This window comes from Paenibacillus sp. FSL R7-0333, from assembly GCF_038000365.1.
Taxonomy (GTDB): domain Bacteria; phylum Bacillota; class Bacilli; order Paenibacillales; family Paenibacillaceae; genus Paenibacillus_AQ; species Paenibacillus_AQ silagei.
Window position 1 is genome coordinate 3,086,965 of the sequence record NZ_JBBOBZ010000001.1, and the last position, 23,597, is coordinate 3,110,561.

Annotated in this window: 21 protein-coding genes; 10 read left to right on the plus strand and 11 right to left on the minus strand. The window is 51.4% G+C overall.

Translation table 11 applies throughout. The features are described 5' to 3' along the window. Window positions 1-81: 81 nt before the first annotated feature. Window positions 82-924 carry a helix-turn-helix transcriptional regulator gene (locus MKY86_RS12745; RefSeq protein ID WP_076074651.1) on the plus strand — a complete coding sequence of 281 codons (843 nt, stop codon included), beginning with the start codon at window positions 82-84 and terminating at the stop codon, window positions 922-924. Between the two features lie 124 nt (window positions 925-1,048). Continuing rightward, complete coding sequence (locus tag MKY86_RS12750) at window positions 1,049-2,158, plus strand: citrate synthase/methylcitrate synthase (protein WP_076074654.1); 1,110 nt, start codon at window positions 1,049-1,051, stop codon at window positions 2,156-2,158. Between the two features lie 183 nt (window positions 2,159-2,341). Here the strand turns inward: MKY86_RS12750 and MKY86_RS12755 are convergent, their stop codons facing one another. Then, on the minus strand, window positions 2,342-2,824 hold the full coding sequence (locus MKY86_RS12755; protein ID WP_076074656.1) for a hypothetical protein: 483 nt from the start codon (window positions 2,822-2,824) through the stop codon (window positions 2,342-2,344). A gap of 232 nt (window positions 2,825-3,056) precedes the next feature. Then, complete coding sequence (locus MKY86_RS12760; protein WP_036694360.1) at window positions 3,057-3,344, minus strand: hypothetical protein; 288 nt, start codon at window positions 3,342-3,344, stop codon at window positions 3,057-3,059. Between the two features lie 175 nt (window positions 3,345-3,519). Between MKY86_RS12760 and MKY86_RS12765 the strand changes: the two genes are divergently transcribed. Then, window positions 3,520-4,287, plus strand: coding sequence for an exodeoxyribonuclease III (locus MKY86_RS12765; RefSeq protein WP_076074659.1), 768 nt, complete (start codon window positions 3,520-3,522; stop codon window positions 4,285-4,287). Window positions 4,288-4,384: 97 nt separating this feature from the next. Here MKY86_RS12765 and MKY86_RS12770 read toward each other — a convergent pair whose 3' ends face one another. After that, window positions 4,385-5,896 (minus strand): amidase family protein, encoded by a 1,512-nt coding sequence (locus MKY86_RS12770; RefSeq protein WP_076074661.1) that lies wholly within the window; start codon window positions 5,894-5,896, stop codon window positions 4,385-4,387. Window positions 5,897-5,911: 15 nt separating this feature from the next. Next, the gene (locus MKY86_RS12775; protein ID WP_076074664.1) at window positions 5,912-7,057 is read right to left on the minus strand and encodes a VanZ family protein; all 1,146 of its coding nucleotides are present in this window, start codon (window positions 7,055-7,057) and stop codon (window positions 5,912-5,914) included. A 132-nt stretch (window positions 7,058-7,189) separates the two neighbouring features. Here MKY86_RS12775 and MKY86_RS12780 point away from each other — a divergent pair, with 132 nt between their 5' ends. Both MKY86_RS12780 and MKY86_RS12785 read left to right on the plus strand, forming a co-directional pair. Continuing rightward, window positions 7,190-7,537, plus strand: coding sequence for a hypothetical protein (locus MKY86_RS12780; RefSeq protein WP_076074666.1), 348 nt, complete (start codon window positions 7,190-7,192; stop codon window positions 7,535-7,537). Between the two features lie 134 nt (window positions 7,538-7,671). Continuing rightward, window positions 7,672-8,904 carry an aminopeptidase gene (locus tag MKY86_RS12785; RefSeq protein WP_076074669.1) on the plus strand — a complete coding sequence of 411 codons (1,233 nt, stop codon included), beginning with the start codon at window positions 7,672-7,674 and terminating at the stop codon, window positions 8,902-8,904. 679 nt (window positions 8,905-9,583) lie between these two features. Here MKY86_RS12785 and MKY86_RS12790 read toward each other — a convergent pair. Continuing rightward, window positions 9,584-10,957: an IS110 family transposase gene (locus tag MKY86_RS12790; RefSeq protein ID WP_076074672.1), complete on the minus strand. Its 1,374-nt coding sequence runs from the start codon at window positions 10,955-10,957 to the stop codon at window positions 9,584-9,586. Window positions 10,958-11,257: 300 nt separating this feature from the next. Between MKY86_RS12790 and MKY86_RS12795 the strand changes: the two genes are divergently transcribed. Both MKY86_RS12795 and MKY86_RS12800 read left to right on the plus strand, forming a co-directional pair. Further along, the gene (locus MKY86_RS12795; protein WP_076077608.1) at window positions 11,258-11,794 is read left to right on the plus strand and encodes a sigma-70 family RNA polymerase sigma factor; all 537 of its coding nucleotides are present in this window, start codon (window positions 11,258-11,260) and stop codon (window positions 11,792-11,794) included. Next, the gene (locus tag MKY86_RS12800) at window positions 11,784-12,917 is read left to right on the plus strand and encodes a DUF4179 domain-containing protein (RefSeq protein ID WP_083684776.1); all 1,134 of its coding nucleotides are present in this window, start codon (window positions 11,784-11,786) and stop codon (window positions 12,915-12,917) included. Before MKY86_RS12795 ends, MKY86_RS12800 begins: the two co-directional genes overlap by 11 nt. Before the next feature lie 64 nt (window positions 12,918-12,981). Here the strand turns inward: MKY86_RS12800 and MKY86_RS12805 are convergent, their stop codons facing one another. The 3 genes from MKY86_RS12805 to MKY86_RS12815 form a co-directional block, all read right to left on the minus strand. After that, complete coding sequence (locus tag MKY86_RS12805) at window positions 12,982-13,542, minus strand: hypothetical protein (protein ID WP_076077613.1); 561 nt, start codon at window positions 13,540-13,542, stop codon at window positions 12,982-12,984. A gap of 166 nt (window positions 13,543-13,708) precedes the next feature. Continuing rightward, entirely contained in the window at window positions 13,709-15,010 is a 1,302-nt protein-coding gene (locus MKY86_RS12810; RefSeq protein ID WP_076077616.1) for a DUF5050 domain-containing protein, read from the minus strand. A gap of 160 nt (window positions 15,011-15,170) precedes the next feature. Next, complete coding sequence (locus tag MKY86_RS12815) at window positions 15,171-16,019, minus strand: ornithine carbamoyltransferase (RefSeq protein WP_076077618.1); 849 nt, start codon at window positions 16,017-16,019, stop codon at window positions 15,171-15,173. Between the two features lie 273 nt (window positions 16,020-16,292). On the opposite strand from MKY86_RS12815, the gene MKY86_RS12820 reads away from it, so the two are divergent. Further along, window positions 16,293-17,216: a helix-turn-helix domain-containing protein gene (locus MKY86_RS12820; protein ID WP_076077621.1), complete on the plus strand. Its 924-nt coding sequence runs from the start codon at window positions 16,293-16,295 to the stop codon at window positions 17,214-17,216. Between the two features lie 89 nt (window positions 17,217-17,305). On the opposite strand, the gene MKY86_RS12825 is transcribed toward MKY86_RS12820, so the two are convergent. From MKY86_RS12825 to MKY86_RS12835, 3 genes are read right to left on the minus strand one after another with little or no spacing between them, the layout of a single operon-like run. Continuing rightward, the gene (locus tag MKY86_RS12825; RefSeq protein ID WP_076077623.1) at window positions 17,306-18,445 is read right to left on the minus strand and encodes a toxic anion resistance protein; all 1,140 of its coding nucleotides are present in this window, start codon (window positions 18,443-18,445) and stop codon (window positions 17,306-17,308) included. Window positions 18,446-18,471: 26 nt separating this feature from the next. Beyond that, on the minus strand, window positions 18,472-20,157 hold the full coding sequence (locus tag MKY86_RS12830) for a vWA domain-containing protein (RefSeq protein ID WP_076077626.1): 1,686 nt from the start codon (window positions 20,155-20,157) through the stop codon (window positions 18,472-18,474). A gap of 18 nt (window positions 20,158-20,175) precedes the next feature. Further along, window positions 20,176-20,883 carry a hypothetical protein gene (locus MKY86_RS12835; protein WP_143803640.1) on the minus strand — a complete coding sequence of 236 codons (708 nt, stop codon included), beginning with the start codon at window positions 20,881-20,883 and terminating at the stop codon, window positions 20,176-20,178. A gap of 606 nt (window positions 20,884-21,489) precedes the next feature. Between MKY86_RS12835 and MKY86_RS12840 the strand changes: the two genes are divergently transcribed. Beyond that, complete coding sequence (locus tag MKY86_RS12840; protein ID WP_076078139.1) at window positions 21,490-22,446, plus strand: EamA family transporter; 957 nt, start codon at window positions 21,490-21,492, stop codon at window positions 22,444-22,446. A 287-nt stretch (window positions 22,447-22,733) separates the two neighbouring features. Further along, window positions 22,734-23,570 (plus strand): BglG family transcription antiterminator LicT, encoded by an 837-nt coding sequence (gene licT, locus MKY86_RS12845; RefSeq protein ID WP_076077631.1) that lies wholly within the window; start codon window positions 22,734-22,736, stop codon window positions 23,568-23,570. Window positions 23,571-23,597: the final 27 nt, after the last annotated feature.

Here is a 23,597-nt window from a genome sequence, read left to right on the forward strand (position 1 = left end):
CCTATTACAAGTTGTAGTTTATACTAGTATAATTACTACTACACTAACAGACAGACGAACTGTAAGGCAGGAGGAAGCATGATGTCCAATCAGAACAGGCTTCAAGCATTATCAGAATTCCTGAAAGCAAGACGCGCGGCCATCACCCCGGCAGCGGCGGGGCTCCCGGAGGGTACCCGCAGGCGGACGCCCGGGCTCCGGCGCGAGGAAGTGGCGCAGCTCTCGGGAGTAAGCAGCACCTGGTATACCTGGTTGGAGCAGGGGCGGGATATTAAAGTATCTCCATCTGTTCTTGATTGTATTGCCGCAACACTCCAGCTGACGAAGGATGAGCGGAGTTACTTGTTCGCTCTGGCGCTGGAGAACGGACCGGCAGTCGCAGACTATACCCAAGAGGAGCCTTCGGTGATTCATCCGTCCCTGCAGAAGATATTGCAGGAGCTGAAGACCTGCCCGACAATCATCTCGGACCGGCACTGCGGCATTGTCGGCTGGAATGAGGCAGCGGCGCATGTATTTCTTGATTTCGCCAAGCTGGCTCCGCAGCAGCGCAATATGATCTCACTGCTGTTCGAGCGCAAGGAGTTCAGGCGGCTGGCGGTGAATTGGGAGCAATTCGTCCGGGGATACTTGTCGATCTTCCGCGCCTACTACGGGCAATATCTGGAGGACCGCTGGTACGATGAATTCATTGCGGAGATGAAGGAGCGGCATCCTGAATTCAATCATTTATGGGAAGAGAGCCGGGTCAGCTCCGCGCCGGATGTTGTACTGGAATTCAGGCATGCCAAAGCCGGCAAAATGCTGTTCCATCTAACCTCCCTACAAGTACAAGGTGCAGCGGATCTGCGCTGTAGCATCTACACGCCAGCCGGTGACTCTGGCACAGAAGCCAAGCTGAAGCAGCTTATGGAACCTAAGTAATACAGGTGATAGATTTTTCTTATTGATTCATAAAAAACTATAAATATGCAATATAGATTTTGCAGTTTATACTCCTAATATGATGAATTTCTTCCTGCGGGAGCGGAAAAGGGGTAAAGATATAATGGCTAAAGTAACGGGATTAGAAGGCGTAGTTGCCGGAGAGACAGCAATCGGATTGGTAGATGGGGAGAAAGGGTATCTGGTGTACCGCGGATATTGGGCCAAGGAGCTTGCGGTGAGCAAAAGCTATGAGGAAGTTGCTTATTTGCTCTGGAACGGACACCTGCCTGATGCAGAGGAGCTGGCGCAGCTCAAAGCGCAAATGGCAGCGGAGAGAGCGATTCCTGAATATCTCTGCAAGATGCTTGATCTGTATCCGGCGTCTGTCCCGCTGATGCTGGTATTACAAAGTGCAGTGGCTGCGCTTGGGGATGAGGAGAACGCTACCTGGCCGCCCACACTGAAGCAAGCCGTGCGGCTGACGGCAATGCTACCGGCGATCATAGCTTACCGGTACCGCTGCCTTCAGGGCTTGCCGCCGCTGAAATCGCTTCCTGAGCTTGGCCATGCCGCGAATTATCTCTATCTGCTCACAGGCAAGCTGCCTGAAGAGGCTCATGTAAAGGCGCTTAGCGCCTATATGATCCTGTGCATGGAGCATGGCATGAATGCCTCTACCTTCGCCGGGCGGGTGGTGCTGTCCACGGAATCGGATATGTGCGCGGCCGTAGCCGGATCGATCGGGGCCATGAAGGGTCCGCTGCATGGCGGCGCGCCGTATGAAGTGATATCGATGCTGGAGGAGATCGGGACGAAGGAACGCGTGGAGCCTTGGCTGAGAGAGAAGCTTGAGGCCGGGGAGAAGCTGATGGGCTTCGGGCACCGGATCTACAAGACCAAGGACCCGCGGGCGGAAGCCCTGCAGATTGCGACCCTTACGATGGTCGGCAAGGATGCTTCCTTTGATCTTGCGCTTCATGTGGAGGCTACAGCGATAGCGCTTCTGGAGGAATATAAGCCGGGCCGCCGCCTGTTCACCAATGTCGAGTTCTATGCTGCGGCTATTCTGAAGGCGCTGGAGCTGGCGCCTGAGATCTTCACGCCTACATTCACAGCGGGAAGAATTGTCGGCTGGACGGCCCATTTGCTGGAGCAGTCAGCCCATAACCGGATTTTCCGGCCACAATCTACTTATATCGGACCTATGCCTGAATCAGAGACTGCCTTGTAAAAGCACATACCATCCGCCCAAACGGCGCACAAAACATCTCCAGTCGCCTAACAGCCGGGGCCAACCCGCAGCGAGGCGCATGGGAAATGTCCCGGAACGTAAATTATGCCCTTTCCACTTCCTGCTGGGAAGGGAAAGGGCTGAAAAGTTTGCGTTCATTTTACTAGGAGGACTTGATGATACTTATTGACCGGATGTATTTGAAGCCCAGACAGGATACCAGCCTAAACCCACGTTCTTTGTGTTGTAAAGAACTAAATTTCCGTCATCTTGAACGATTAGCAGGTCACCCACGAGGTTGACTGGTACATTCCCTTGTCCGTACCACGCTGTAGCCCATGCATTATTGTCTGACGTCCAAAATGGAGTATTATTCCAATCCATTAACTTAAGTCTGCCATTATATTGATCAATGACGAGCTGGGATATTCTAAAGTCGCTGGTATTGGTGTGCCATATCATGGTGCGTTTGTGATTATTCCATAACTGTATATCTCCTGAAGGCATAAAATTCAGGATATATTTCATGTTGTTTGATACTAGCGGGCTCGCATTCCCAATAAATCTTTCGCGAACCGTGAGACGTTCTCCAAATGCAAATGTTGCAGAAGCAATAGGGAGCTGGATCATGAGCACCGCAAATAAAAGCAGAAAAATCTTTTTCATAATAGCCTCTTTTCTGGTATATTTTATCATTTTCTCATCAACTATATCATAAATTTTATATAAATGAGAGATTAATCTAAAGATTGCAAAATATATTTCTGAATTGAGAGATTCAATTAAATAAGCGGAATGGATCGTATTTGTCCTGAAACGACAAAAAGATGGACTCCCCGGAATAGCGAGAAGTCCAAAAATAGTCAACAGAGCATGAGGGGGATACTCTTACATTAGATTAGAAATCAGAGGTTGCCACTTCGATGGTGCCGAAGACTGCACCGGCAGCTGTGCTGAGAAGTCCGGCGACAAGCAGGGCATGAACAGATAGAGTGAGACTGTTAAATGCAGGGATCAGATAAGTGACCACTGGAGCGTTGACGCGGTAAATAACGAGATCCACGGGGAACCCGGAATTGTTGTTTACCGTCACAGCCGCATTGATGCCACCTGCCAGATTTTCATAGTAAGATTTACCTACAGAAGCCGGCAGATTGAAGAATTGTTGCGGTAATAAGATAGCCATTGTAACGTCCTCCTTTTCCTTGTGATAGGATAGTATATTCGGCAAAACTATGATTGCTGTAACGTATGCCATGGGAGATTCACACATTTCAATAGGATGCCGGCAGGTTCATAGACAACCCGAATCTATGGTACACTGGATGTAATCTAGTGACAGGTAAGGGGAAATGACAACGATGAAGCTGGTGTCCTGGAATGTGAACGGTCTGAGAGCTTGTGTGAATAAAGGGTTTAACGAGTATTTCCGGGAGGTTGACGCAGACATCTTCTGTGTGCAGGAGACGAAGCTCCAGGAAGGGCAGATTGTTCTGGACCACGGGGAGGAATATGCCGGGTACTGGAATTATGCGCTCAAAAAAGGATATTCGGGTACGGCTGTATTCACTAGAATCAAGCCGCTATCCGTACGATATGGACTGGAGCAGGATACGGAGGATGAGGGGCGGATCATCACCTTGGAATTCCCTGATTTCTATCTGGTGAATGTGTATACGCCGAATGCTAAGCGCGATTTGTCGAGGCTGGACTACCGGATGGAGTGGGAGGACCGGTTCCGCGCCTACTTGCTGAAGCTGGATGAGCATAAGCCGGTTGTCGTGTGCGGGGATCTGAATGTGGCGCATCAGGAGATTGACCTGAAGAATGCGAGATCGAACCGGGGGAATTCAGGCTTCACCGACGAAGAACGCGGCAAAATGACCACGCTGCTCGCAGCCGGCTTCGTGGATACCTTCAGATGGTTCTATCCTGAGCTGGAGGGTGCCTATAGCTGGTGGTCCTATATGCCCAAGGTCAGAGAGAAGAATGTGGGCTGGCGGATCGATTATTTTCTAGCATCGGAGCGCTTGACCCCGCGTCTGCTGGACGCCGGAATTGAATGTAATGTCCTAGGCAGCGATCATTGCCCGGTGGTCCTTCATCTGGCGGATACGGCGGAAGCATAGACAAAGTGTATAGATATGATATACAAAGAGGCGGTATCCCGGAGTTCGGGATACCGCCTTTGTGATTGTGTCAGCGGCTGAGCGGAGGCTAATCTGGTTATTCTGACGAATTGCCTGGCTCCAGCACCGGCGGTCGCCGGTGCTTCGTGGCCTGTTCGTAACTATACGCAATCCCTAGCAGCATCGCTTCACTATGGGCTGAGGCACAGAAGGTGATACCTTGCGGTCCCTTGGTAAGATAGCCGCCTGGTGCAACAATACCCGAGTAGGTATAGCCGGCAGGAACTGTAATCAGCGGATAACCTGCTCTTGCTGCTAGTTCACATCCATGATCTCCGGGGAAGAGGATCACATCCAGACTGTAATGCTCCAGGGCATAATCAATTCCCTGCTTACCGGCTAATGAACGGGAAGACTGCAGCTGCTCCAGATATTGTTGCTCAGTAATGTCATCCCCGGAGGAATTCAGCCATTCCAGTTTTCCTTGGCCGTATTTCAGCGCCTGTCCGCTATGCTGCTGGTTGAAATCAAGCAGCTGCTGCAGAGAATGCACAGGAGCCGACTCCGGCAGGCTTCCCAGATAGCGGTTCAAGCCGTGCTTGAACTCATATTGTAGAATCGTAGGGTTCCATTCAGCATTCTGATTCTGATTGGGCAGCTCCACAGGGTCGATAATCTCTGCCCCCAGCTCCCGCAGGACCGCTATGGCAGATTCCATCATGTCCAGCGCTTCAGTATCCAGATCACTATAATAGAAGCGCGGAATTCCGATCCGCTTGGCTGTTAGTGCATCTACTTCCAACCCTGCCGAATAATCCAGGGCAGCAGAGGAGGAAGAGCCGTCGTTCCCGGCCATCACATGCAGCAGGAGTGCGGCGTCTTTGACGGTTCTGGCCATGGGACCGGCGCTGTCCTGGCTGCCGATTCCCGGTATAATTCCCTTATTGCTGACCAGTCCCCAAGTAGGCTTCAGGCCGACAAGGGAGTTGTGAGCCGCCGGGCTGATGATGGAGCCGGAGGTCTCCGTGCCTACGGCGACGGTGACAAGGTTAGCGGCAACAGCTGCCGCACTTCCCGAGCTGGAGCCGCCAATGAACAGCTCCCCGGGACCGTAGGGATTAAGTACCAGCCCGCCGCGTGCGCTGTATCCGGCCCACATGGTAGGTGACATGAAATTGGCCCATTCGGTCATATTGGCTTTGCCCAGAATCACTGCTCCGGCTGTCCTTAACCGTGTGACGACCTCAGCGTCTTCATTAGCCATGCAATCTGCAAGCGCCAAGGCTCCTGCACTGGTGTGCAGCTTGTCTGCTGTGCCGATGTTATCTTTGACCAAGACCGGAATACCGTGCAGCGGTCCCCGGCTGCCTTGATCTCTTCGTTCCTGGTCGAGCCTCGCGGCAATCGCAAGAGCTTCTGGATTCAACTCCAATACGGAGCGGAGCAGGCCGTCCAACCGGTGGATTCTTTCCAAATACCAGCTTACCAGTACCTCGGAGGTTAGGCTCCCTTGTGCCATTTGCTCTTGAATGCTGGTGATGTCTGCTTCTATTAACCACTCTTGCTCATTTAGAGCAGGGGATATACGGGAAACGTCGTTATTACTCATAAGGATGTTGCACCTCTATTCATTGTTTGTAGTGTTGTCCATGGTCTCGCTTGCCGCTGCCTGATGCCGCTTCGGCCAGCTGATTACATTGCGGGTTCTGCTAAGCTCCTCGTAGATGAGCGGACGGTCACGCTTAATCAGCCGCAGCACCAAATGAATGAAGAAGGCTACATCTGCCGCCAGGATGACCAATTTCACTACGGCAGCCAATGCTGTGCCGATGCTCAGGAAGATCGCGGAGTCAGGCGTCAGGGAATTCACTCCTCCGAGGACGCCATAGAGTAATCCATACCGTACCCATACCCTCCAGGGTCTGACCGGACTGCCGTCTTCACTCCTTAGCCGGATACGCACAACCCACTTGCCGAAGGTGCGTCCGCCTGTGAACAGAGGAATGCTCAGGAAATAGACCATACTAACTGCCCACAGCGAAATACGCAGTGAGAGCAGATTGAGGAGAATGGTCACCGCGAGTAGCAGGATGGAATCCAGCAGGAAAGCAAGGGCGCGGCGGGTGTAAGTCACTTTTTTGGCAGAAAGGTCCTCTTGGCTGTCAAGCTTCTCAATCCTCGGCAGCAGGCCGGAGATCCATAAGGAGAGCTTGAATCCGATCATGCCGCCCAGCGTATTCGTGATCATGTCATCGACATCGAAGATCCGGTAGGGATGGTCAAAGAACCCGTAAATGCCGGTAATCTGCGTAATTTCGAACAACAGCGACAGCGCAAAGGACAGCACAATGCAGACCACCCAGCGCGTGCGGAAGTAGTAGCCCAGGAACATACCGAAGGGCACCGTCAGCAGTACATTGAAGGCCGCCAGCAGAAAATCCGGTCCGGTCAGCACATTAAGGTAGCTGGAAGGGTCGCTGCGCGTAATTGGCGTATTGTGCAGAATATCCTGGATGAACTGCAGCGGCACGAACTGGAGCATGCTTCCGGCGGGGGCTGCATTATGCCTGGAGTCAGGCAGGGGCAGAAGGACAAGGAAGAATGCGTTAAGCAGGTACAGCAGCAGCAGATACAGCACCAGGGCCCGGATTTTATTGATATAGCCGTGCCGGCGGTATTGCACGATTAGAAACGGCAAGGTGAAGAACAGTGCCGCAACCGGAAAAGCCATGAATGCATAGGAAATCGGAAATAGATAAGTCTGAAACATGGGTTCACCTGCTGTCTAGGTTTTGTCACAACGACTTCATTATAGAAGTAAACATAAACCATCTCAACAGAATTAATCATTCTAACCGTTCTTTCCTGCATAGACATGTTAGGAGAGGAGCGTGAGGACTATATGGAAAAGAAGGTTCAACAGTATTACAAGCTCAAGGCGAAGCAGAAGGAGCTGGAAAAGGACCTGGCTGGACTCCGGCAGGAGATTCTTGCCCATATCAATGAAGCGGGGCAGACCGAAGCGGTGTTCGGCAGCTACAAGGTGAAGCTGGTTACGCAGAACCGCAAGGAATATGATGATGACAAGCTCTATCAGACCCTGTCCGACCCCGAACTGTGGCGGCTGCTCTCCCGGGCAGATCCGGCCAAGGTGGCCAGCCTGACGAAGCTGAAAGTGATCTCGGAAGAGAAAATCGCCCATACGTATGAGGTGAAGACCATTCAGCTGCTGCAGGTGGATAAGCAGTAGAGGAAGCGCTGCCGGAAGCGGAGGCGTTACGTCATGCTCAGCTTCCGGTTGTACATAGAGCATAGGTTACGTGCCATCTTCACGGTCTTCCGCTATAATTATACAGAGACAGTGAAGATATGGAGGAAGAGAAAATGAAGGATTTTGAGCAGATGCTGGAGAAATACGCAGAGCTGGTAGTGAAGGTCGGTGTGAATGTGCAGCCGGGACAAGTACTGATGGTTCACGCCCCGCTGGAGACAGCGGAGCTTACCCGGCTGATTGTAGGCAAGGCCTATGACGCAGGAGCGAAATACGTGCTTGTAGACTGGGACGATGAAGCGGTCACACGCATCCGTTACGAGAAGGCTCCTGAGGAATCGTTCGGGTATTATCCGCAGTGGCATGCCGATATGCTGGAGGGATTCGCTGAAGAAGGCGGGGCTATATTACATATAAAGGTGCCGGACCCGGAATTATTCCGCGGGATCGATTCGGCCAAGGTCTCCACTGCCGTTAAGGCGGCTGCGGTTGCGCGCAAGAAATACCAGGCCTACACCCGCAACAGTAGAATCAGCTGGTCGCTGATCAAGGCGCCGACACGTGCCTGGGCGGACAAGGTGTTCGCCGATCTACCGGAGGAAGAGCGGATCGATGCGATGTGGGAAGCGGTGTTCCAGATGAACCGTGTGAACAGCGGAGACCCGGTGGCTGCATGGCGCAGTCATATCGGCGAGCTGAAGCAGAGCCAGGACCGTATGAACGCCAAACGCTACAAAAGCCTGCATTACCGCGCTCCGGGCACGGATCTGCGTGTCGAGCTGCCGGAAGGCCATTTATGGCGCGGCGGCGGTGGGGAGAATGCGCGCGGCGTCTATTTTGTAGCGAATATGCCTACAGAAGAGATCTATACGATGCCCCATCGCACCGGCGTAAATGGCACGGTCAAGAGTACGCTTCCGCTGAACCTGAACGGGCGGCTCGTCGACGGAATTACTGTTACCTTCACAAACGGCAAGGTTACAGCGTATGACGCTGAATCCGGCCGCGAGCACCTGACTTCCTTGCTGGATACGGATGAGGGAGCCTCCTATCTCGGAGAAGTGGCGCTGGTGCCGCATGATTCGCCGATCTCCCGGCTGAACAGAGTGTTCTACAACACCGGTATTGACGAGAACGCTTCCTGCCATTTCGCGCTGGGCAGCGCCTACCCCGTTAATATTGAAGGAGGCACCTCCATGACCAGCGAGGAACTGATATCCAGAGGGGCTAACGTCAGCCTCACACATGTTGATTTCATGGTAGGCTCCGATGCGCTTGATATTGACGGAGAACTTGCTGACGGCACAATTGAGCCGGTGTTCCGTAAGGGGAATTGGGTGCTTTAAGTGCGTCCTATATAGAAGTGAAGTAATCTACAGAACTAAGTCATACTAACGGATGAATAGGATTACCTTCGCACCAGCACAATGTATACTGTTTTCCGCATACATTCGGGCCATACGCCCGCGCGCAGCACAATGTATACTGTTTTCAACATACATTCGGGCCATATGCCTGCTTGCGAACACAATGTATGCTGTTTTTCACATACATTCAGGCCGAATGCCTGCTTGGGAGCACAACGTATGCTGTTTTTCACATACATTTGGTCCAACACGCCTTCTCCACAGCAGCAGGAAACTATAGTTCCTATATAACAAGAAATGCCGCAATATTCCCGGCAGCGGGGATTGCGGCTTTTCTGTTGAAATATAAGCGTACTATGTCAATAAGCAAAAACAGACTAAAGAGACAACTCAAACACACCTAACTCTTTATTTTCCAAAAAATAGTTAGCAACTGACGAAAAGCAATGGACAGAACCGGCAGGTCTCGAACTTGAAAGGAAATAGCCTCGTGTTCAATTCTGTTATGCAATCTGGCTGAGTGCAGATCGAGTTCTAACGTACAATTCGCATTAACAGAACGAGGTGGATAAGGCTTATATACGAGGTCTGGTCCTCAAGAATTTGATCCGATCTTCCCTCCGTTCCAGACCTAACGGTTCAGTCATTTCAGGCTTATTCAGGCAACGTCCGACGTTAGAAAACAGCTATAACGAAGCTTCTTATTGATCTCTTGAGCAAGCGAACAAGTGGGCTTCGCGGAGAGAAAGGGCTTCTTGTCACGAAGCATTGCAAATGCAATCTTAAGCACCTTGTTCCCCATGGCTACAAAAATGGATCGAGGATGCTTCCCACGGTTCTTCAAGCGTTCGTAAAACGGCCTTAGATCCGGGTTATGCAGGCAGAGGCTTCGTCCGGCTAAGAAGGCAACATAGCGCAAATGGGAATTGCCTTGTTTGGAAATTTTCCTGTACGAACCGGCACCTCCCCCCGTTTGCTTCACGACGGGATTCGTTCCTGCTTTCTTAATCAACTGTCCGGCATGAGTATAATGAGACACATCGCCCATCTCTGCGTAGAGCTCAGCGGCGGTAGAGACACCAAGGCCTGGAACGGTAAGTAACAGCCGTCCGTCGGTCTGAAGCAGGAGGCCTTCGATCTCTTGCTCAAGGATATGGATCTTCGTGTCAAAAGCGCGAAGATCTTGTAGCTTCATTCGTAGCAGAAGGAGCTCGGGACGAAGGGTTTGCTCGTCAGAGGAAAGCGACTCTGTGGCGACCTGAAGAAGCTTACGAATGGCAGTTGCTCGAAGCTTCAGATTATGCTGGATGGACAACTCCCGCAGTCCTGTCTCCCCCAGCTTACAAATCGCTGCGGGATGTGGGTAGTGCTCCATAAAGAACAGGGAGGCCTTTCCCCAAAAGTCGCTAAACACCTTGATCTTCTGAGCCCGCCCATGCTGATGGTCAGCATAGCCCTGAAATTCGCGCCAAACGATGTCCATGAGTGTTCGGATTTCCATCCGCAAAGTGGAGCGTTTGCGGATCTCCGAGCGTCTGGCCCGGGTAAGAACATGCAACTGTCGCCGAAGCCCCTCGGCCAAACGGAACTCAGTGGCTTTATTGTTCTTCAGCGCATGAGCGATAGCGACTAGATCGAGATCATCGGTTTTACACCAGTTCAGCGCGCTAGCCCGTTCTTCGAAGGTCGTATACGCGTTGAGAATCTGGACGAGGTAGCCTTGCTTGGCCATTTCTCTAACGATATCTTCATAGTAATGGCCCGTAGCTTCGATTCCCAAAAACAGCCGTACGGCCCCGGTGGAGACCACGGCTTGTTCGATGGCATCGTATAACATTTGCATGCCGGAGTGATTGACGGAAAAGAAAAAGGGTTTTGCAATGATGTCGCCGAAGTAATTGCAGATCAGGGCTTTCTGGTGGAGTTTGGCTGCATCGATAGCTACGATGAGGACCTGCTCCAGGTTAACACCCCGTAGTTGTTGACTGAACTTGGTTCCCTTTAAGCCTTGAATATGTAGGGATTTCCCCATGCGACTTCAACCTCCTGTGGTAGGGTAGGTAAGATTGAAGCTCTTTGTCAGGTGCTTCTTTCTTCGATAGTCGCTGGGGATTTTCCTTTTCTACGAGGATTATATATTACGCCAGAATTTATAGGTTTTACGCTATACATTATTCTTCTATTTCTCGCTGAAACGGTACCGTCCTTTAAAAGGACGGCAAAGCCGTTTCCACTTGTTCATGAGGGTTATAAAATAATTGCCGCAGACTAAAACTGTTTGCATAACCTCTCCGTCTAATTCATGTAAAAGTGATGGAGAGGAGAGGGAGAGATGACGATGTCCGGGGCAGAAATGAAGCGGGTAACTGCCGCCGTGCCGCTCGAAGAGACGGATTGGGCCAAAGCGGTGATGGAGCATAGCGACCAGCTATACCATATTGCTTACAGTTATCTGGGCAACCGCAATGACGCACTGGAAGCGCTCCAGGAGACCACCTGCCGGGCCTGGATGAAGCGAAGGACCCTTAAGGACTCAGGCGCGTTCAAATCCTGGCTGATCAGAATTCTAATCTATGTCTGCATTGACGAACAACGCAGAAGGAAGAAGGCGGTTCCCACAGCGGCAGAACATATGCAGGAGGCCGTCATTCATAACAGTACCGAATCTATGGAAATGCAGTGGGCGCTCTCACAGGTGAAGCTTAAATACCGTCATGTGCTGCTGCTCAAATATTACAATGACATGACCTTGGCCGAAATCGCAGTCCTGCTGGACAAGCCGGAGGGAACCATCAAAACCTGGCAGCACAAAGGACTGAAGCAGCTTAGGACCATTATGAAGAACCGGGGTGAGTGGGATGGACAGTAGTAGGGAAGAGCAGGCGATGCTGACGGATGCGGCACGTATACACAAGGAAGCCGGAGCGGACGCCGGAGGCAATGAGATTAGGCAGGCTGTTCAGGCGGGAATCGAGCGCGGACGCAGACGGAGCTGGCAGGGCAGACTCACCAAAGGCTCCTTCCTCGGATTAGCCGCAGCCGCGGTTGCCGCAATCATTCTGTTCCTCATTCCGGTCATTCATGATGCGGCACCTCGTGCTGCCGGACCTGCCGGAGAAGTGAACTGGGGCGGGCTGGAAATGTTCAAGCGGCTCTATTCTTCTGATTCAGAGGCACCTACACTGGATACGGCCATCCGGCACGGTTATATCCAGGAGATTAATCAAAGCGTAGCCAGCGGGGATTACCGGATTACCCTGAATGCAGTAACGGCAGATGAGAATAAAATCATCTTTTTGTATACAGCTAATGTCGCGGAAGGACAGGAGATCTATAGTGTTAACAGTGCGAGAATCAAGAATCCGGCAACCGGCTATGATCTTGAGAACGGGGGCGGGATCGGCGCCCATGCTAAAAACAATGGACACGATGATAAGCGTATTTTTTACGGGCGCGGCGCCATCCTTCTGGACCGGAGCAAGCCGTTCCCGGAGCAGCTGGAAGCGGATTTCCAGATTGCCTCAATGGATAAAGGGAAAATGAAAGATCTGGCGAAGGGTGTCAATGTAGCCGATGTGCATTATTCCCCGAGACTCAAGATCAGCTTCAAGCTTGACCCGAAATTCAAAAAGCAGCAGACAGTCATTGTCCGGCCGGGGGAGGATTTCATGCTGGAGGGGATTCAAGTGACGCTCGAGCAGGTTGAGCTCTCTCCCTTGATGATCCGCACTGTAGTCAAAATTAAAAACGAGTCTGAGATTACATGGGAGAACAGGCAAAAGATATCTGGCGCTGTACACAGGAATGAAATTCAGTCGACAGCCAAGTACGGAACCACCGAGATATGGTCACCGACAGGTACTGGAACCTATGAGGGCTTTGAACATTATTTCGGCAGCAATCTGCTCGATAAGCCGGAATCGATGAACATGATTATGAATACCGGAGAAGGCAAGAATACCAAGGAGATTAACTTGCCAATCCTGCCGTGAATCCTTGCATGTGGAAAAGGCTGGCTGCCGGTATGCCCGGCAGTTAGCCTTTTTGGCGGTTGGGTTAGAGTGGTTGTAATCCCCGGTTATCAAACCTGAAGGCAAGCTTATTGCCGTCAAAAGTCTCTCCGGTCCGCTCGGAATAGCGGCCCTGCGTGTAGCGGGAGACGGTCTTCCGCCAGAATTTCTGTCCGGTTATATTCTTCGCCGCCGGATTCGTGAACAGTTCCCATTCACCCCGAAATTGTTCAAACACGTTCACAGCAGCTTTTTCAGCGATCCCCTTTCCTCTGAAGGGCTGCAGCAGAAAGAAGTCGTTCACGAAATAATCAACGCCCTGCGCGCAGTGAGGAGGGGTGGCGATGAGGGCAAAGCCTGCCGGCATCGCATCAGCTTGAATTAGGAAAGGGTACAGAATGCCCGGCTTGTCCCACCAAATATTCTGCACGTCATACTGATCTGCCAGCGTGCGGTATTCGTCTGTATCCTCAAAGATCCCATGCCGGTTAGGAAGATGCCCCTCTACAAGTCCGTAATGTCCCGACAGATCATGCAGATAGAGCGGGTACATATTTTTGATAATATAGGCTTCATCCGGCCCGGTTAGCTTGATTGAAATATTCATTTCCAGCCTACTTTCTGTAATTATCTATAACGCCTACTCCCACTGTATACCGGGAATGAAGTCTTTTCATAGGCAAGTCTCTGTTATAAACTGAACTTTATCTATTCGCATCTTAAAAAAGCCGAAACTTCCGATATCGGAAATTCCGGCTTATTCTCTCTCTAAATTACTTCGCGGAGACCAGTGCTAAGTAGCTAACCGGACCAGTGGACAGCTTGATTTTGGTTTTGCCGTCATTGCTGTACCGGTACAGGCAGTCGTTATCCAGACCGTTGATATAATACAAACCGGGAATATCGTCTGTAATTACAGAGTAATCGGACTCAACGCCCGTCATTTTGGTCAAGGATGAATCGGCATTCAGGACGTAAGCATCGGCTGCGGTGAACAATACGGTGGTAAGCGCCGATCCGTTTCTAACCGTTCGGATATCTTGAACATTCGTCAGCGGCAGCGCCTTGGAGGCGATGATTTTGCCGTTGGCCAGCGTGCTGATGTAGGCTTTGCCTTTGGAATCTGCATAAACCAGCTTATTTGTAGTAATCTCGCTGATGCTGATCACGCTGTTCTGGCTGAGCTGCAGGATCTTTCCGTTCTTATCCATCAGGAAGCCTTTGCCGGTGTTATAGTCCAGCTCATCGCCGGTGGCATCCACTTTAATGCCTTTGTTGTACAGAAAATAATGGTCGGACCAGCTACCGGCAGTGGCGGCATTGGATTCAAGCGGATTTTTGGCATTGGCTGCTTTGGGAGCTCCACCGCTTAGAGGGAGGGTGTAGAGTACCATTGAGTTCAGAGAATACTCGGTTTCGGCAGGTTTGTTGTCAATCATAAGGTTAATACTTGTAGCATAAGGATGATAAAATTTGCTCTTCTGAATCGCTCCGCTGGCAATCCACTGAATGGCTCCACTCCCGTCGCGGGACCTCGAAGCAACCCAGGTAGTGTTGTTCTTCAGCGCATTATAGTAGATCCGCCCGCCTGATACGTCGAAGGTCCGGAAATTCACATCGGCATTGTCTGCGACAAGGGTAAGCTGTGAATCATCGTCAGCGTCGGCCAAGGTGCGGTAGATGTGTCCTGTATCATCCAGGAAGTACAGATAGGGACCCTCGAACAAGTAAAAGAGGATATTCCGGTCCCCGAGGAAGCTCGTAATTAAAGCATCGGGATCACTCAGGGACAGCCGCTGAATTCCCATACCGTCATTATAGTAAAAATACAGATATTTGCCGGTTGAATCTAATCCGTTGCCGTCATAATTCTCAACGATCTTCTGTGTCTCACTTCCATCTGTCGTTACACGGTATAGAACATCGTCAGAGACATAGTACACATATGATTTCGCAGAAGCTGCCGCTGCTGCCGTATGTGCCTGTCTGCCGCCCCCAACCGGACCAAGTGCCGCCAGCAGCAGCGCGAGCAGAAGGAAACCTGTTTTTCTGGATAGTAATTGTAAAGTCTTCATAGTCATTCTCCCCTTCAGCCAATGTGGTAAACATACGAACAAATCCTGTTCTAATAAGATATCGGAGAAACGGGCAGTTTCAAATATACAGCTTAAGCCCTAAAAGGCTTGCATGAACAAGAAAACGAACCGGTGTGCTGGGGCCTATGGTCCGGTACCATCAATGCGATAAGCAATAGATTAGGATGGCCTGCTGAAGATAGATCAGGCTTTTCTTGAACCCGAATCCGGCAAAATAAGGTGAAGCAATCACCTCTTCACTGACCTCCTCATTGCGGAAAAAGGGAGGACAGGGGTTCAGCAGCGCCCCGGGTCTTGTCTGCTTCATCCGGTCCAGTGTAATCTGATAGGCGTTGATATACTCCGGGGTCAGGAAATCCTTGGGCAATGAATCGGTTAGAATCACATCGCTCTCCGGTAACACGCTGTCCAGGCTCGTATGAAAGGTATAGCCCGGGTGATTGCCGCTGGCCATCTCATGACCTGGCGTGCATACATGATGGAAGGATAGATTCAGGGCTTGCGCCGCTTCCAGCCAGGTTCTTGATATATTACCGGGCGGTCCAACGAAGGTGTAGGTCAGCTCCCGGTAGTTGTCCCGGAGGGTGCGCAGAGCATACAGGTCAGCCATAATCTCGCAGGGATGATTATGTGCGGTCATTGCATTAATAACGGGAACAGAGGCGTGTGCAGACAGCTCCTCCAGTTTGCAGAGATCCGGGATTCTGGCAATGATGCCATCCCCCCAGTTCTCCAGGTAACGGACGATATCGCCCGGCGCTTCTTTCTTGTCGAGCGTCTCCGGCGGAAAGGTAATGCAGGCCCCGCCCAGATCACTGATGCCTTTCTCGAAGCTTACCCGTGTCCGCAGACTGGTCTCCGGGAAGAAGAGGATCATGGTCTTGCCTTTGAGCAATGGTTCAGATTTTCGGAGACGAAGCCGGTCGGTTAATTCAAAGATATCCAGAATCTGCTCTGAAGTAAGCTGGTTGATATTCAAAAAATGCATCGATGTATCCCCCGGTAGATGAGAAATCAGCAATAATTGCCGGTTGAATAAATATACAATAATCAGGAATAGTATACAACCCATTTAATGTTAAAATATTTAGGGGAGATTCATTAATATTTAACCCTGAAATTGTCATCCGCAGCATTCTACCGGCAGTTGAATCAGAGGGATGCAGCCGTTCAACCAGCAATTGATAGGATTGTGTAGGCTGAAATGCTATGCTGTTTTCGACAGTGTGCACTGTACATTTTATAATCTCGGAGGGATAGCATGCTCGACTTACGTAGAATTGGGGCTTATATATCGCGGCTTCGCAAAGACCAGGACTGGACCCAGCTGGAGCTTGCCGATCAACTGAATGTAAGTCATCAGGCGGTATCGAAATGGGAGCGGGGCGACTCGCTGCCGGATATTGGAACACTTCCCCAGGTTGCGGGGTTATTCGGCCTAACCGTAGATGACATTTTGAATGCAGGAGATAACGCAGACCATCGGGAGCACCCGCACATGGGTCGGATCGTAGAGGAGATTGCAGAGAACAGGCCGGGCCAGGTTGCAGAGCTGGTCAATACCGGTAAGCTGGAGATGGAAGAGCTTGTAGAGGTAGCACCTTTTGTAAAAGCAAGTGCCCTTAATAAGGTTACAGAGGGCATAGACAGCAGCGTCCTTACGCTAGAGGTAATTATGCGGCTGGCCCCGTTCCTTGGAAGAGATACATTGGATGAACTGGTTCGTCAGGCTGAACAGAAAGAAATAGCTTGGAATGTCATTTCTGGACTTGCCCCGTTCGTCAGCAGCACCACCTTAAGCCGGCTGGTCGATCAATCAGCAGACGGTTCGAGAGAGGTGAACAATCTTGTGGGCATCGCCCCGTTTCTGGAACGGGAACAGCTGAACCTGTTGGTGCAACAAGCCAGAGGGGACAGCACCAGCTGGCATTCCATTCAAGGGCTGGCTCCCTTTATTAGCAGAGAGACGTTAGGCAATCTAGTTGACCGGGTGGCAGACGGTACTGTCGATGGAAATCGGCTCACAGGCCTCGCTCCTTTTCTGGACAGAGGGAAGCTTGAGAAGTTGCTTGGTGAAGTCGAAGCGGATCAGCTCAGCCCGGATTTGTTGGCAAGCCTCGCTCCTTTCCTGGATCAAGGGACGTTAAGCAGAATGGTGACAGGCTTGTTGAATAAAGGGAAGTAGACAGCAAAAGGAAAATAGACAGGCAAAAAAACAGAGCACCGGCGTAACCGCCGCCATGCTCTGTTTTGCGTTAAATATGGGCAGTGATACTACAGCCCGAGCGTATTGCCCTTTTCTAGCCGCTGAATCTGCTGTTCCCCGTTATCTGCCAGCTCCCGGAACTGGGTAATGGTCTCCCGCATCTTGGGGAGCGCCTCCTGCTTGTAGGTGCTGATCGAATCCAGGGCAGAGAGAACGTCTGTGAAGGCCTGCTTCAGCGTATCGACCGAAATACTGGTTTCAAGCGATTGCTTATGAATGGCAGCACCCTGCTCCTTTAGCATTCTGGAGGTGCCGCTGATCAGATTGTCGGTGGTCTGGTTCAGCAGCTCGATTTTTTGGAGCACGATCTTCTGGTTGTACAAAGCGCTGGCTACTGTAACCGAAATTTTGAGCGCAGATACCGTGACATTCCGTGCTCTGTCGACTCCACGGATCAGTTCCTTGTTGTTGCGGATCACAACCTCGATGGCCATAATTCCCTGTTGATTAACCACGAGCATCTGCTGCAGATCCATGACCCGCTGGCGCAGCGGGAACAGCACTTCCTCCGTGATGAACCGCACCTTATCTTCATCTTCACTGCGCTGCTTGGCAGCTTCAATCTGTTTCTCAATCTCCTCGTCCATCAGGATGCCGAGCTGAATCTCCTTCTTAAGCCGCTTGGTCAGCTCCCGCAGGGTCTGCTGTTCAATCTCCAGTGTCGTATTGTCATTCTTCAGCACGGCTTTGCCTTTATCCAGGGATAGAATAATATCTGAGATGACGGCATCGGCCCTTTGGTATTTGGCGAAATAATTACGCAGGGGGTGGAAAAACTTGCCGAGGAACCCGCTTTTGGCGAAATCGACCGCGCTGGGGTCCAGATCCTTGAGCTGCTGATGCAGCTCAGTTAATCCCTTGGCGACCTGGCCGCCTTCATCCCCGGTCTTGGACAGATTGCCCACCGATACCTGAAGCAGGGAGTTCTTCTCCGACGAGGAGCGCATGGTGCCCATCCCGAAGCTGTCAATCGACTGCAGTACGGCCTTGCGTTTCTCCAGAGACTCGAAGTCCAGCTCCAGTATACTGGAGACATTATTAATCGCCTGCTCCTTAAGCTGGGTGACTTCCTCCGGCTCCGGCTGGACCTGCTCCTCGATGACCGATTTCAGCTTCTCGGGGCTGGGAATTTCCATGGTGAATGACATATGAACCCTCCTTCAGAATATAAAGTCTACATTTGCACGTTGAGCAGGTTTCCGATTTTGTAAACTACATCCTCTGTGTCAGCGTTGATATTGGCCGCCTCGTTGATGCTTGAAATGCTCTCCAGTGCCTTGATGTTGGCGTTATAACCGATGGTGTATACCGGAATCTTGTAAGTCTCGATCAGGCCCCGGATATCATCCAGGGAATGGCCTTCGTTGGTCTCCCCGTCGCTAAGCACGAAGATCAGGGGCTTCATATCCGGGTTCACCGCCAGCTCATCCTTCAGCATCTTCATCGCAACCACCAACCCGTCGAAGGTAGCCGTGCCGCCCACAGGCTGAAGGCTGTTAATCGCTCCTACGAACATGGACTGCTGATTGGTGTCATATTTGCCGATGGGCAGATTGATGGTCACATCACTGGAATAGGAGACAAAGCCGATGCTGTTGTCCTTGCCGAGGAATTTCTGGCCCTTCAGCAGGGACTCCTTGAGACGGTTCAGCGGCTCGCCGGCCATGCTGCCTGAGACATCGGCTACGAACACTGCCGCAATCGGTTTGCTGCCGTTCTTTTTCTCCTTCCAGAGCTTCTGGGCCGAGGAGAGAATGGAGCCGTCAACCGGTGCCAGCTCGGAGACATAGTCCGTCAGGCCGTTGAAGCCCTTGTCCGCAGCCGTCTTCTGGTACTTATCCTGCTGGACGAATTCGCCGAATTTCTTAATGATCGCCAGCTTCTCCGGCGGCAGCTGCCCGAGTGCATAGAGCGGGCTGTCATGTCTTACCCCGAACGGAGTGAACACATAGCCGCTGGTCAGATCCTTCGCATTAACGAAGGTCTGATATTCAAGGACGAAGGCATCCAGCATGCCGGATTTGGCGGCTTCCCGCATTTGAAGGGTGGTGGAGGCGATGAAGGGCACGTTGGCCTGGAACTTCTCGAAGCCTTGAACGGCCTTGTCTCCCAGCAGATCCGTACTGTCGAAGGTACTCAGTGCGGTGACCAGGAAATTCAGCCCCGTTGAGCTGGCAAAAGGATCGGTGTACCCCATCGCCAGCTCATTAGCTGCAATGGCATCGGTGATTGTCTTCACGTTGATCGAGCCGTATTTGTCGACCAGCTGATCGTATTTCTGCTTGCTCATTACCACTCCGGCTACATTGCCGGTCAGACGCTTCGTAACCAGCTCGGCCTGTAGGCCGCCGGCCTTGACCATCTCGCCCCATAGCTCATTAGAGGGAGTGAAGGCGTCAGGTACATATTTGCCGGACCGGATATAATCAGCGGCCGTTCCTGAAGCGATATTGCGGATGGCGACAGAGACCGGCTTGCCGTCGACCACGGGATTGGAAGCGTTGAAGTCTGCGGCGACCTCATTCAGCCAGCCGTCATTGCCTGTTCCGGATTTCTCCGTGGAGGAGAAAATCTCGACATAGCTGTCCGTGGTGCTCTCTACGGAGATGGGGAACTTGGAGATATCGGGCAATGAATCGCCTATGGATGCCGGATCAAGATCAATCTGCCCTTTTACAGGCTCAGCACTGGTCACGTTGATATCCTTATAGATGCGGTTCAGTCTTTTGTCGGCGTCTTCGGCAGAGATTTCCGTCTTGGATTTGCCCAGATTGGACGTTAAGGTAATGCCGAAATAGACAAGTGCGAAGACGGATGCGGCGATAATGCCGAGTATGAACAGTGTTTTGCCTTTCCTCATAGGTTCATCTCCCTTTCCTTACTGATAGAGTTTCGTCTGCCCGATCAGGGCGGTCAATTCCTGCATGCATGGCATCTCTTCCACATTGCTATAATCTGCGCTGCCCAGCTCGGTAATCTCCAGCAGCAGCTGATCCAGCTTCAACAGAATTTCCTCATTGGCCCCGAGGCAGCCTTTGACATAGGAGAGATATTCGTTGTATAGGGCGGTTTTCTTCTGAATCAGAGCGCTGGAGAAGCGGGTGGACGCGTTACCGGCACTGAATTTGGCAAACTCCGAGGCATCGAACACACTGAGCTTGCCCAGCAGCCCGCGGATATTCAGATAAAAGAGCTTCTCGACCTCCATAATGACAGAATGAAACTTGCGGAAGCTGAGCTCAGCCGGATCGAACCTGCGGCCCAGCACCTGGAGCAGGGCGGACTTCTTCTTCTCGATCCGCTCGATCTGATCCAGGGCGAGGGAGATATCGTCCTTCAGCACCTTCACATTCCGGTGACGGCTGAGGCCGGCAATGTAATCCTCCCGCGTCTCTAATTGCAAGCTGGCGGGTGTGGCAGCCGGAGGTCTGAAGAGCAAGGTGTAACTCCCGTATAGGACGACCAGCAGACTGATGATTAGCAGGGTTACTGCCGATGCCGTTTCCAGCGGGCTTCCGCCGATCTCGACACCGAGCAGGCCGGGAGATAGAACGATGACATTTAAGATGACAACTCCGGCAATCATGCCGAGGAGCTTAACGGGCCCGGATCTGTTCAGGATCTACACCTCCTCCATAGAAGTATATTTGGGGATAGCAGCTTGAATCACATGAATTGGGTTGGAATGAAGGCTATTACAGACTGCTACGTATCGATACTTGTCAATGTTTCAAATTTTTACGATCGCGCCGGATTGAGGACGGGTCTTCACCATATGTAAGGCTCCTTTCGAATGATCTGCTGAATTGAGTTATATTTTATCATAATTTGGGAGAGGGGGGCTGTCTTTGTATTGTTCATTGGCTGGAGAATTGATTAACAAGAGGTCTATGTCCCTGAACTTCAAATTTAAAAGAATTAAGGGTTGACGCCAGCTCACTTGGCGTGTAACATATGAAGAGTCGTCAACCAGACAATACTTCATAACTCTATATTGTTCTCGTATAACCTCGCAGCCATTCAGATGTCACAGGGCGAGGGTTTCTACAGGAAGCCTACTCTTCCTAACTACGATGATAAGGACCATGAACCAGCGGTCCCTGTCCCGGAGTTAGGATTTTTTGTGTGTTGCGGCTGTAATTCAAGTTCAGACGAAACAGAAGATTCAGGAGGCCTAACAGACATGAAAGATATGAAATACTTAATCTCCGTACTTGTAGGCGCTATGAGCTACGGCATTTTATCAACGATTGTTGTATTGGCCTACGGGCAGGGTTACAAGCTGGGAGAGGTGGTCGGCACTCAGCTCTTAACCGGCTGTATTCTCGCCTGGCTGCTTGCGTTATATACCAAGCTCAGAGCGAACCGCAAACAGCGCAGCACAGCGAACCTTACGGCACCCGCCAAGGCGGTTCCCACCCGGCTGACCTGGAAGCATAGACTGTTCTTGATGATGGCCGGTGCGCCAACCGTGGTTACGGGTCTGCTGTACTACCAGTCGCTCCGGTATATTCCGGCTTCGCTGGCGATTATCCTGCTGTTCCAGTTCACCTGGATCAGTGTGCTGATTCAGGCGGTAAGCAAACGTCAACGCCCTGACAAAATCACGGTGCTGACGCTGATCCTGCTGTTCGGAGGAACCCTGCTGGCTGCGGGTATTCTGAATCAGGGAGCTGCCGAGTTTAACCTGCTGGGGCTGATGCTCGGACTACTATCGGCAGTCAGCTATTCCATGTTCATTATCTTCAGCGGCAAAGCCGTTCCTTCGGCCCATCCGGCCTACCGGAGCGCCTGGATGGTAACTGGCGGCCTGGTGCTGCTGTGCATCCTGTTCCCGCCGACCTTCCTGTTTAACGGTATGCTATGGGGACCGCTGCTGCTGTTCGGCTTCCTGCTGGGCTTGTTCGGCGCCTTTATCCCGCCGCTGCTGTTCGCCATCGGGGTTCCGCATATCGGCGGCGGTATGGCCGGTATTCTAGGGGCCGTCGAACTGCCTGTGGCTGTCTTAATGTCCTCGTTCGTATTGCAAGAGCATGTAAGTCTTCTGCAATGGACCGGAGTGGTGCTGGTGCTGCTGGGTGTGGTATTGCCGGAGCTGTATAAGCTGCGGTGGGGCAATGCTCAGAGCATGAGTTCGTCATCGGTCTGAGCTCAGGCGGAGAGAAGAGGAGTGTTCCCTGTGAATAGGGGGTACTCCTCTTTGCAGGTTGATAGATTATGTAAGCGCAAACATTTTTGTTGCCAAAAGTGTAATTCAGTGCTATTCTGAATTTGGGATTGTTACTGCAAAGGCAAAACCCAAAACATGGTCACGTGTTTTGGGTTTTGCCTTTCTTTATGTTAAGGGCCCTGCGGGACGCCGTAAGGATTCCTTGACCCGTCTAACATCCTGTAAGCAGTGCCAAATGAAATTCGGGGTAAAGGAGGGCAGCTTGGTTGATTATCGAGAAGATTTTCAATAACAATGCCATTATTGCCAAGGATTCAGGTAAGGATGAATTGGTTGTTATGGGACGCGGCATCGGCTTCAAGAAGAGCCCGGGCGATCCGGTGGATGTCTCTGTGATCGAGAAGACCTTTGTACTGAAGCGAAATGACGCGTCCGAGAAATTCAAGGCCTTAATGGCGGATGCCCCCGCCGAATATGTAGCCTTAAGCTATGACATTATCGAGTATGCGAAGCAGACACTGAAGGCCCGCCTGAGCGATTATATCTATGTGACCCTGACGGATCATTTGACTCATGCGCTGAGGCTTCATGAGCAGGGCATCCATAATGACAATCCGCTTCTCTGGGAGATTCAGCGCTGTTATCCGAGGGAGTATGCCATAGGGCATCATGCCATGGGAATGATTGAGCAGTATACCCGTATCCGCCTGCCTGAGGATGAGGCCGGGAACATTGCACTCCATCTGATCAATGCGCAAATGAACAGCTCAGGCAACAAGATTGCAGATCTTACCAGGCAGACCCAGCAGATTGATGACATCCTCAATATTGTGAAATATTCCTATAACAACGAAATTGATGAGCATACCGTCAGCTACGAACGGTTCATCACCCACCTGCGGTATTTCTTCCAGCGTTCGCGCAAGCAGGAGTCTGAGGAGTCCGTGGACGATTTTCTGCTCAAGCAGGTGAGGATGAAATACAGGAAGGCGCATCACTGTGTGCTCAAAATTGAGAAGTATCTGGACCTGAAGCTCCTGGATGAAGAAATCCTGTATCTGACGATTCACATTCAGCGCGTAACGCAAAGACAAACTGAATAAAACCACTTGGATTGTTACTGGTCATGC

What these genes read in the sequence shown, in the direction of transcription:
- MKY86_RS12825 (WP_076077623.1), bottom strand. Translation starts at nt 18,445, where the DNA reads ATGTCATTCACCATGGAAATTCCCAGCCCCGAGAAGCTGAAATCGGTC.
- MKY86_RS12840 (WP_076078139.1), top strand. Translation starts at nt 21,490, where the DNA reads ATGAAATACTTAATCTCCGTACTTGTAGGCGCTATGAGCTACGGCATT.
- MKY86_RS12795 (WP_076077608.1), top strand. Translation starts at nt 11,258, where the DNA reads ATGACGATGTCCGGGGCAGAAATGAAGCGGGTAACTGCCGCCGTGCCG.
- MKY86_RS12810 (WP_076077616.1), bottom strand. Translation starts at nt 15,010, where the DNA reads ATGAAGACTTTACAATTACTATCCAGAAAAACAGGTTTCCTTCTGCTC.
- MKY86_RS12830 (WP_076077626.1), bottom strand. Translation starts at nt 20,157, where the DNA reads ATGAGGAAAGGCAAAACACTGTTCATACTCGGCATTATCGCCGCATCC.
- MKY86_RS12760 (WP_036694360.1), bottom strand. Translation starts at nt 3,344, where the DNA reads ATGGCTATCTTATTACCGCAACAATTCTTCAATCTGCCGGCTTCTGTA.
- MKY86_RS12815 (WP_076077618.1), bottom strand. Translation starts at nt 16,019, where the DNA reads ATGCATTTTTTGAATATCAACCAGCTTACTTCAGAGCAGATTCTGGAT.
- MKY86_RS12835 (WP_143803640.1), bottom strand. Translation starts at nt 20,883, where the DNA reads ATGATTGCCGGAGTTGTCATCTTAAATGTCATCGTTCTATCTCCCGGC.
- MKY86_RS12800 (WP_083684776.1), top strand. Translation starts at nt 11,784, where the DNA reads ATGGACAGTAGTAGGGAAGAGCAGGCGATGCTGACGGATGCGGCACGT.
- MKY86_RS12745 (WP_076074651.1), top strand. Translation starts at nt 82, where the DNA reads ATGTCCAATCAGAACAGGCTTCAAGCATTATCAGAATTCCTGAAAGCA.
- MKY86_RS12775 (WP_076074664.1), bottom strand. Translation starts at nt 7,057, where the DNA reads ATGTTTCAGACTTATCTATTTCCGATTTCCTATGCATTCATGGCTTTT.
- MKY86_RS12820 (WP_076077621.1), top strand. Translation starts at nt 16,293, where the DNA reads ATGCTCGACTTACGTAGAATTGGGGCTTATATATCGCGGCTTCGCAAA.
- MKY86_RS12780 (WP_076074666.1), top strand. Translation starts at nt 7,190, where the DNA reads ATGGAAAAGAAGGTTCAACAGTATTACAAGCTCAAGGCGAAGCAGAAG.
- MKY86_RS12770 (WP_076074661.1), bottom strand. Translation starts at nt 5,896, where the DNA reads ATGAGTAATAACGACGTTTCCCGTATATCCCCTGCTCTAAATGAGCAA.
- MKY86_RS12750 (WP_076074654.1), top strand. Translation starts at nt 1,049, where the DNA reads ATGGCTAAAGTAACGGGATTAGAAGGCGTAGTTGCCGGAGAGACAGCA.
- MKY86_RS12805 (WP_076077613.1), bottom strand. Translation starts at nt 13,542, where the DNA reads ATGAATATTTCAATCAAGCTAACCGGGCCGGATGAAGCCTATATTATC.
- MKY86_RS12765 (WP_076074659.1), top strand. Translation starts at nt 3,520, where the DNA reads ATGAAGCTGGTGTCCTGGAATGTGAACGGTCTGAGAGCTTGTGTGAAT.
- MKY86_RS12755 (WP_076074656.1), bottom strand. Translation starts at nt 2,824, where the DNA reads ATGAAAAAGATTTTTCTGCTTTTATTTGCGGTGCTCATGATCCAGCTC.
- MKY86_RS12785 (WP_076074669.1), top strand. Translation starts at nt 7,672, where the DNA reads ATGAAGGATTTTGAGCAGATGCTGGAGAAATACGCAGAGCTGGTAGTG.
- MKY86_RS12790 (WP_076074672.1), bottom strand. Translation starts at nt 10,957, where the DNA reads ATGGGGAAATCCCTACATATTCAAGGCTTAAAGGGAACCAAGTTCAGT.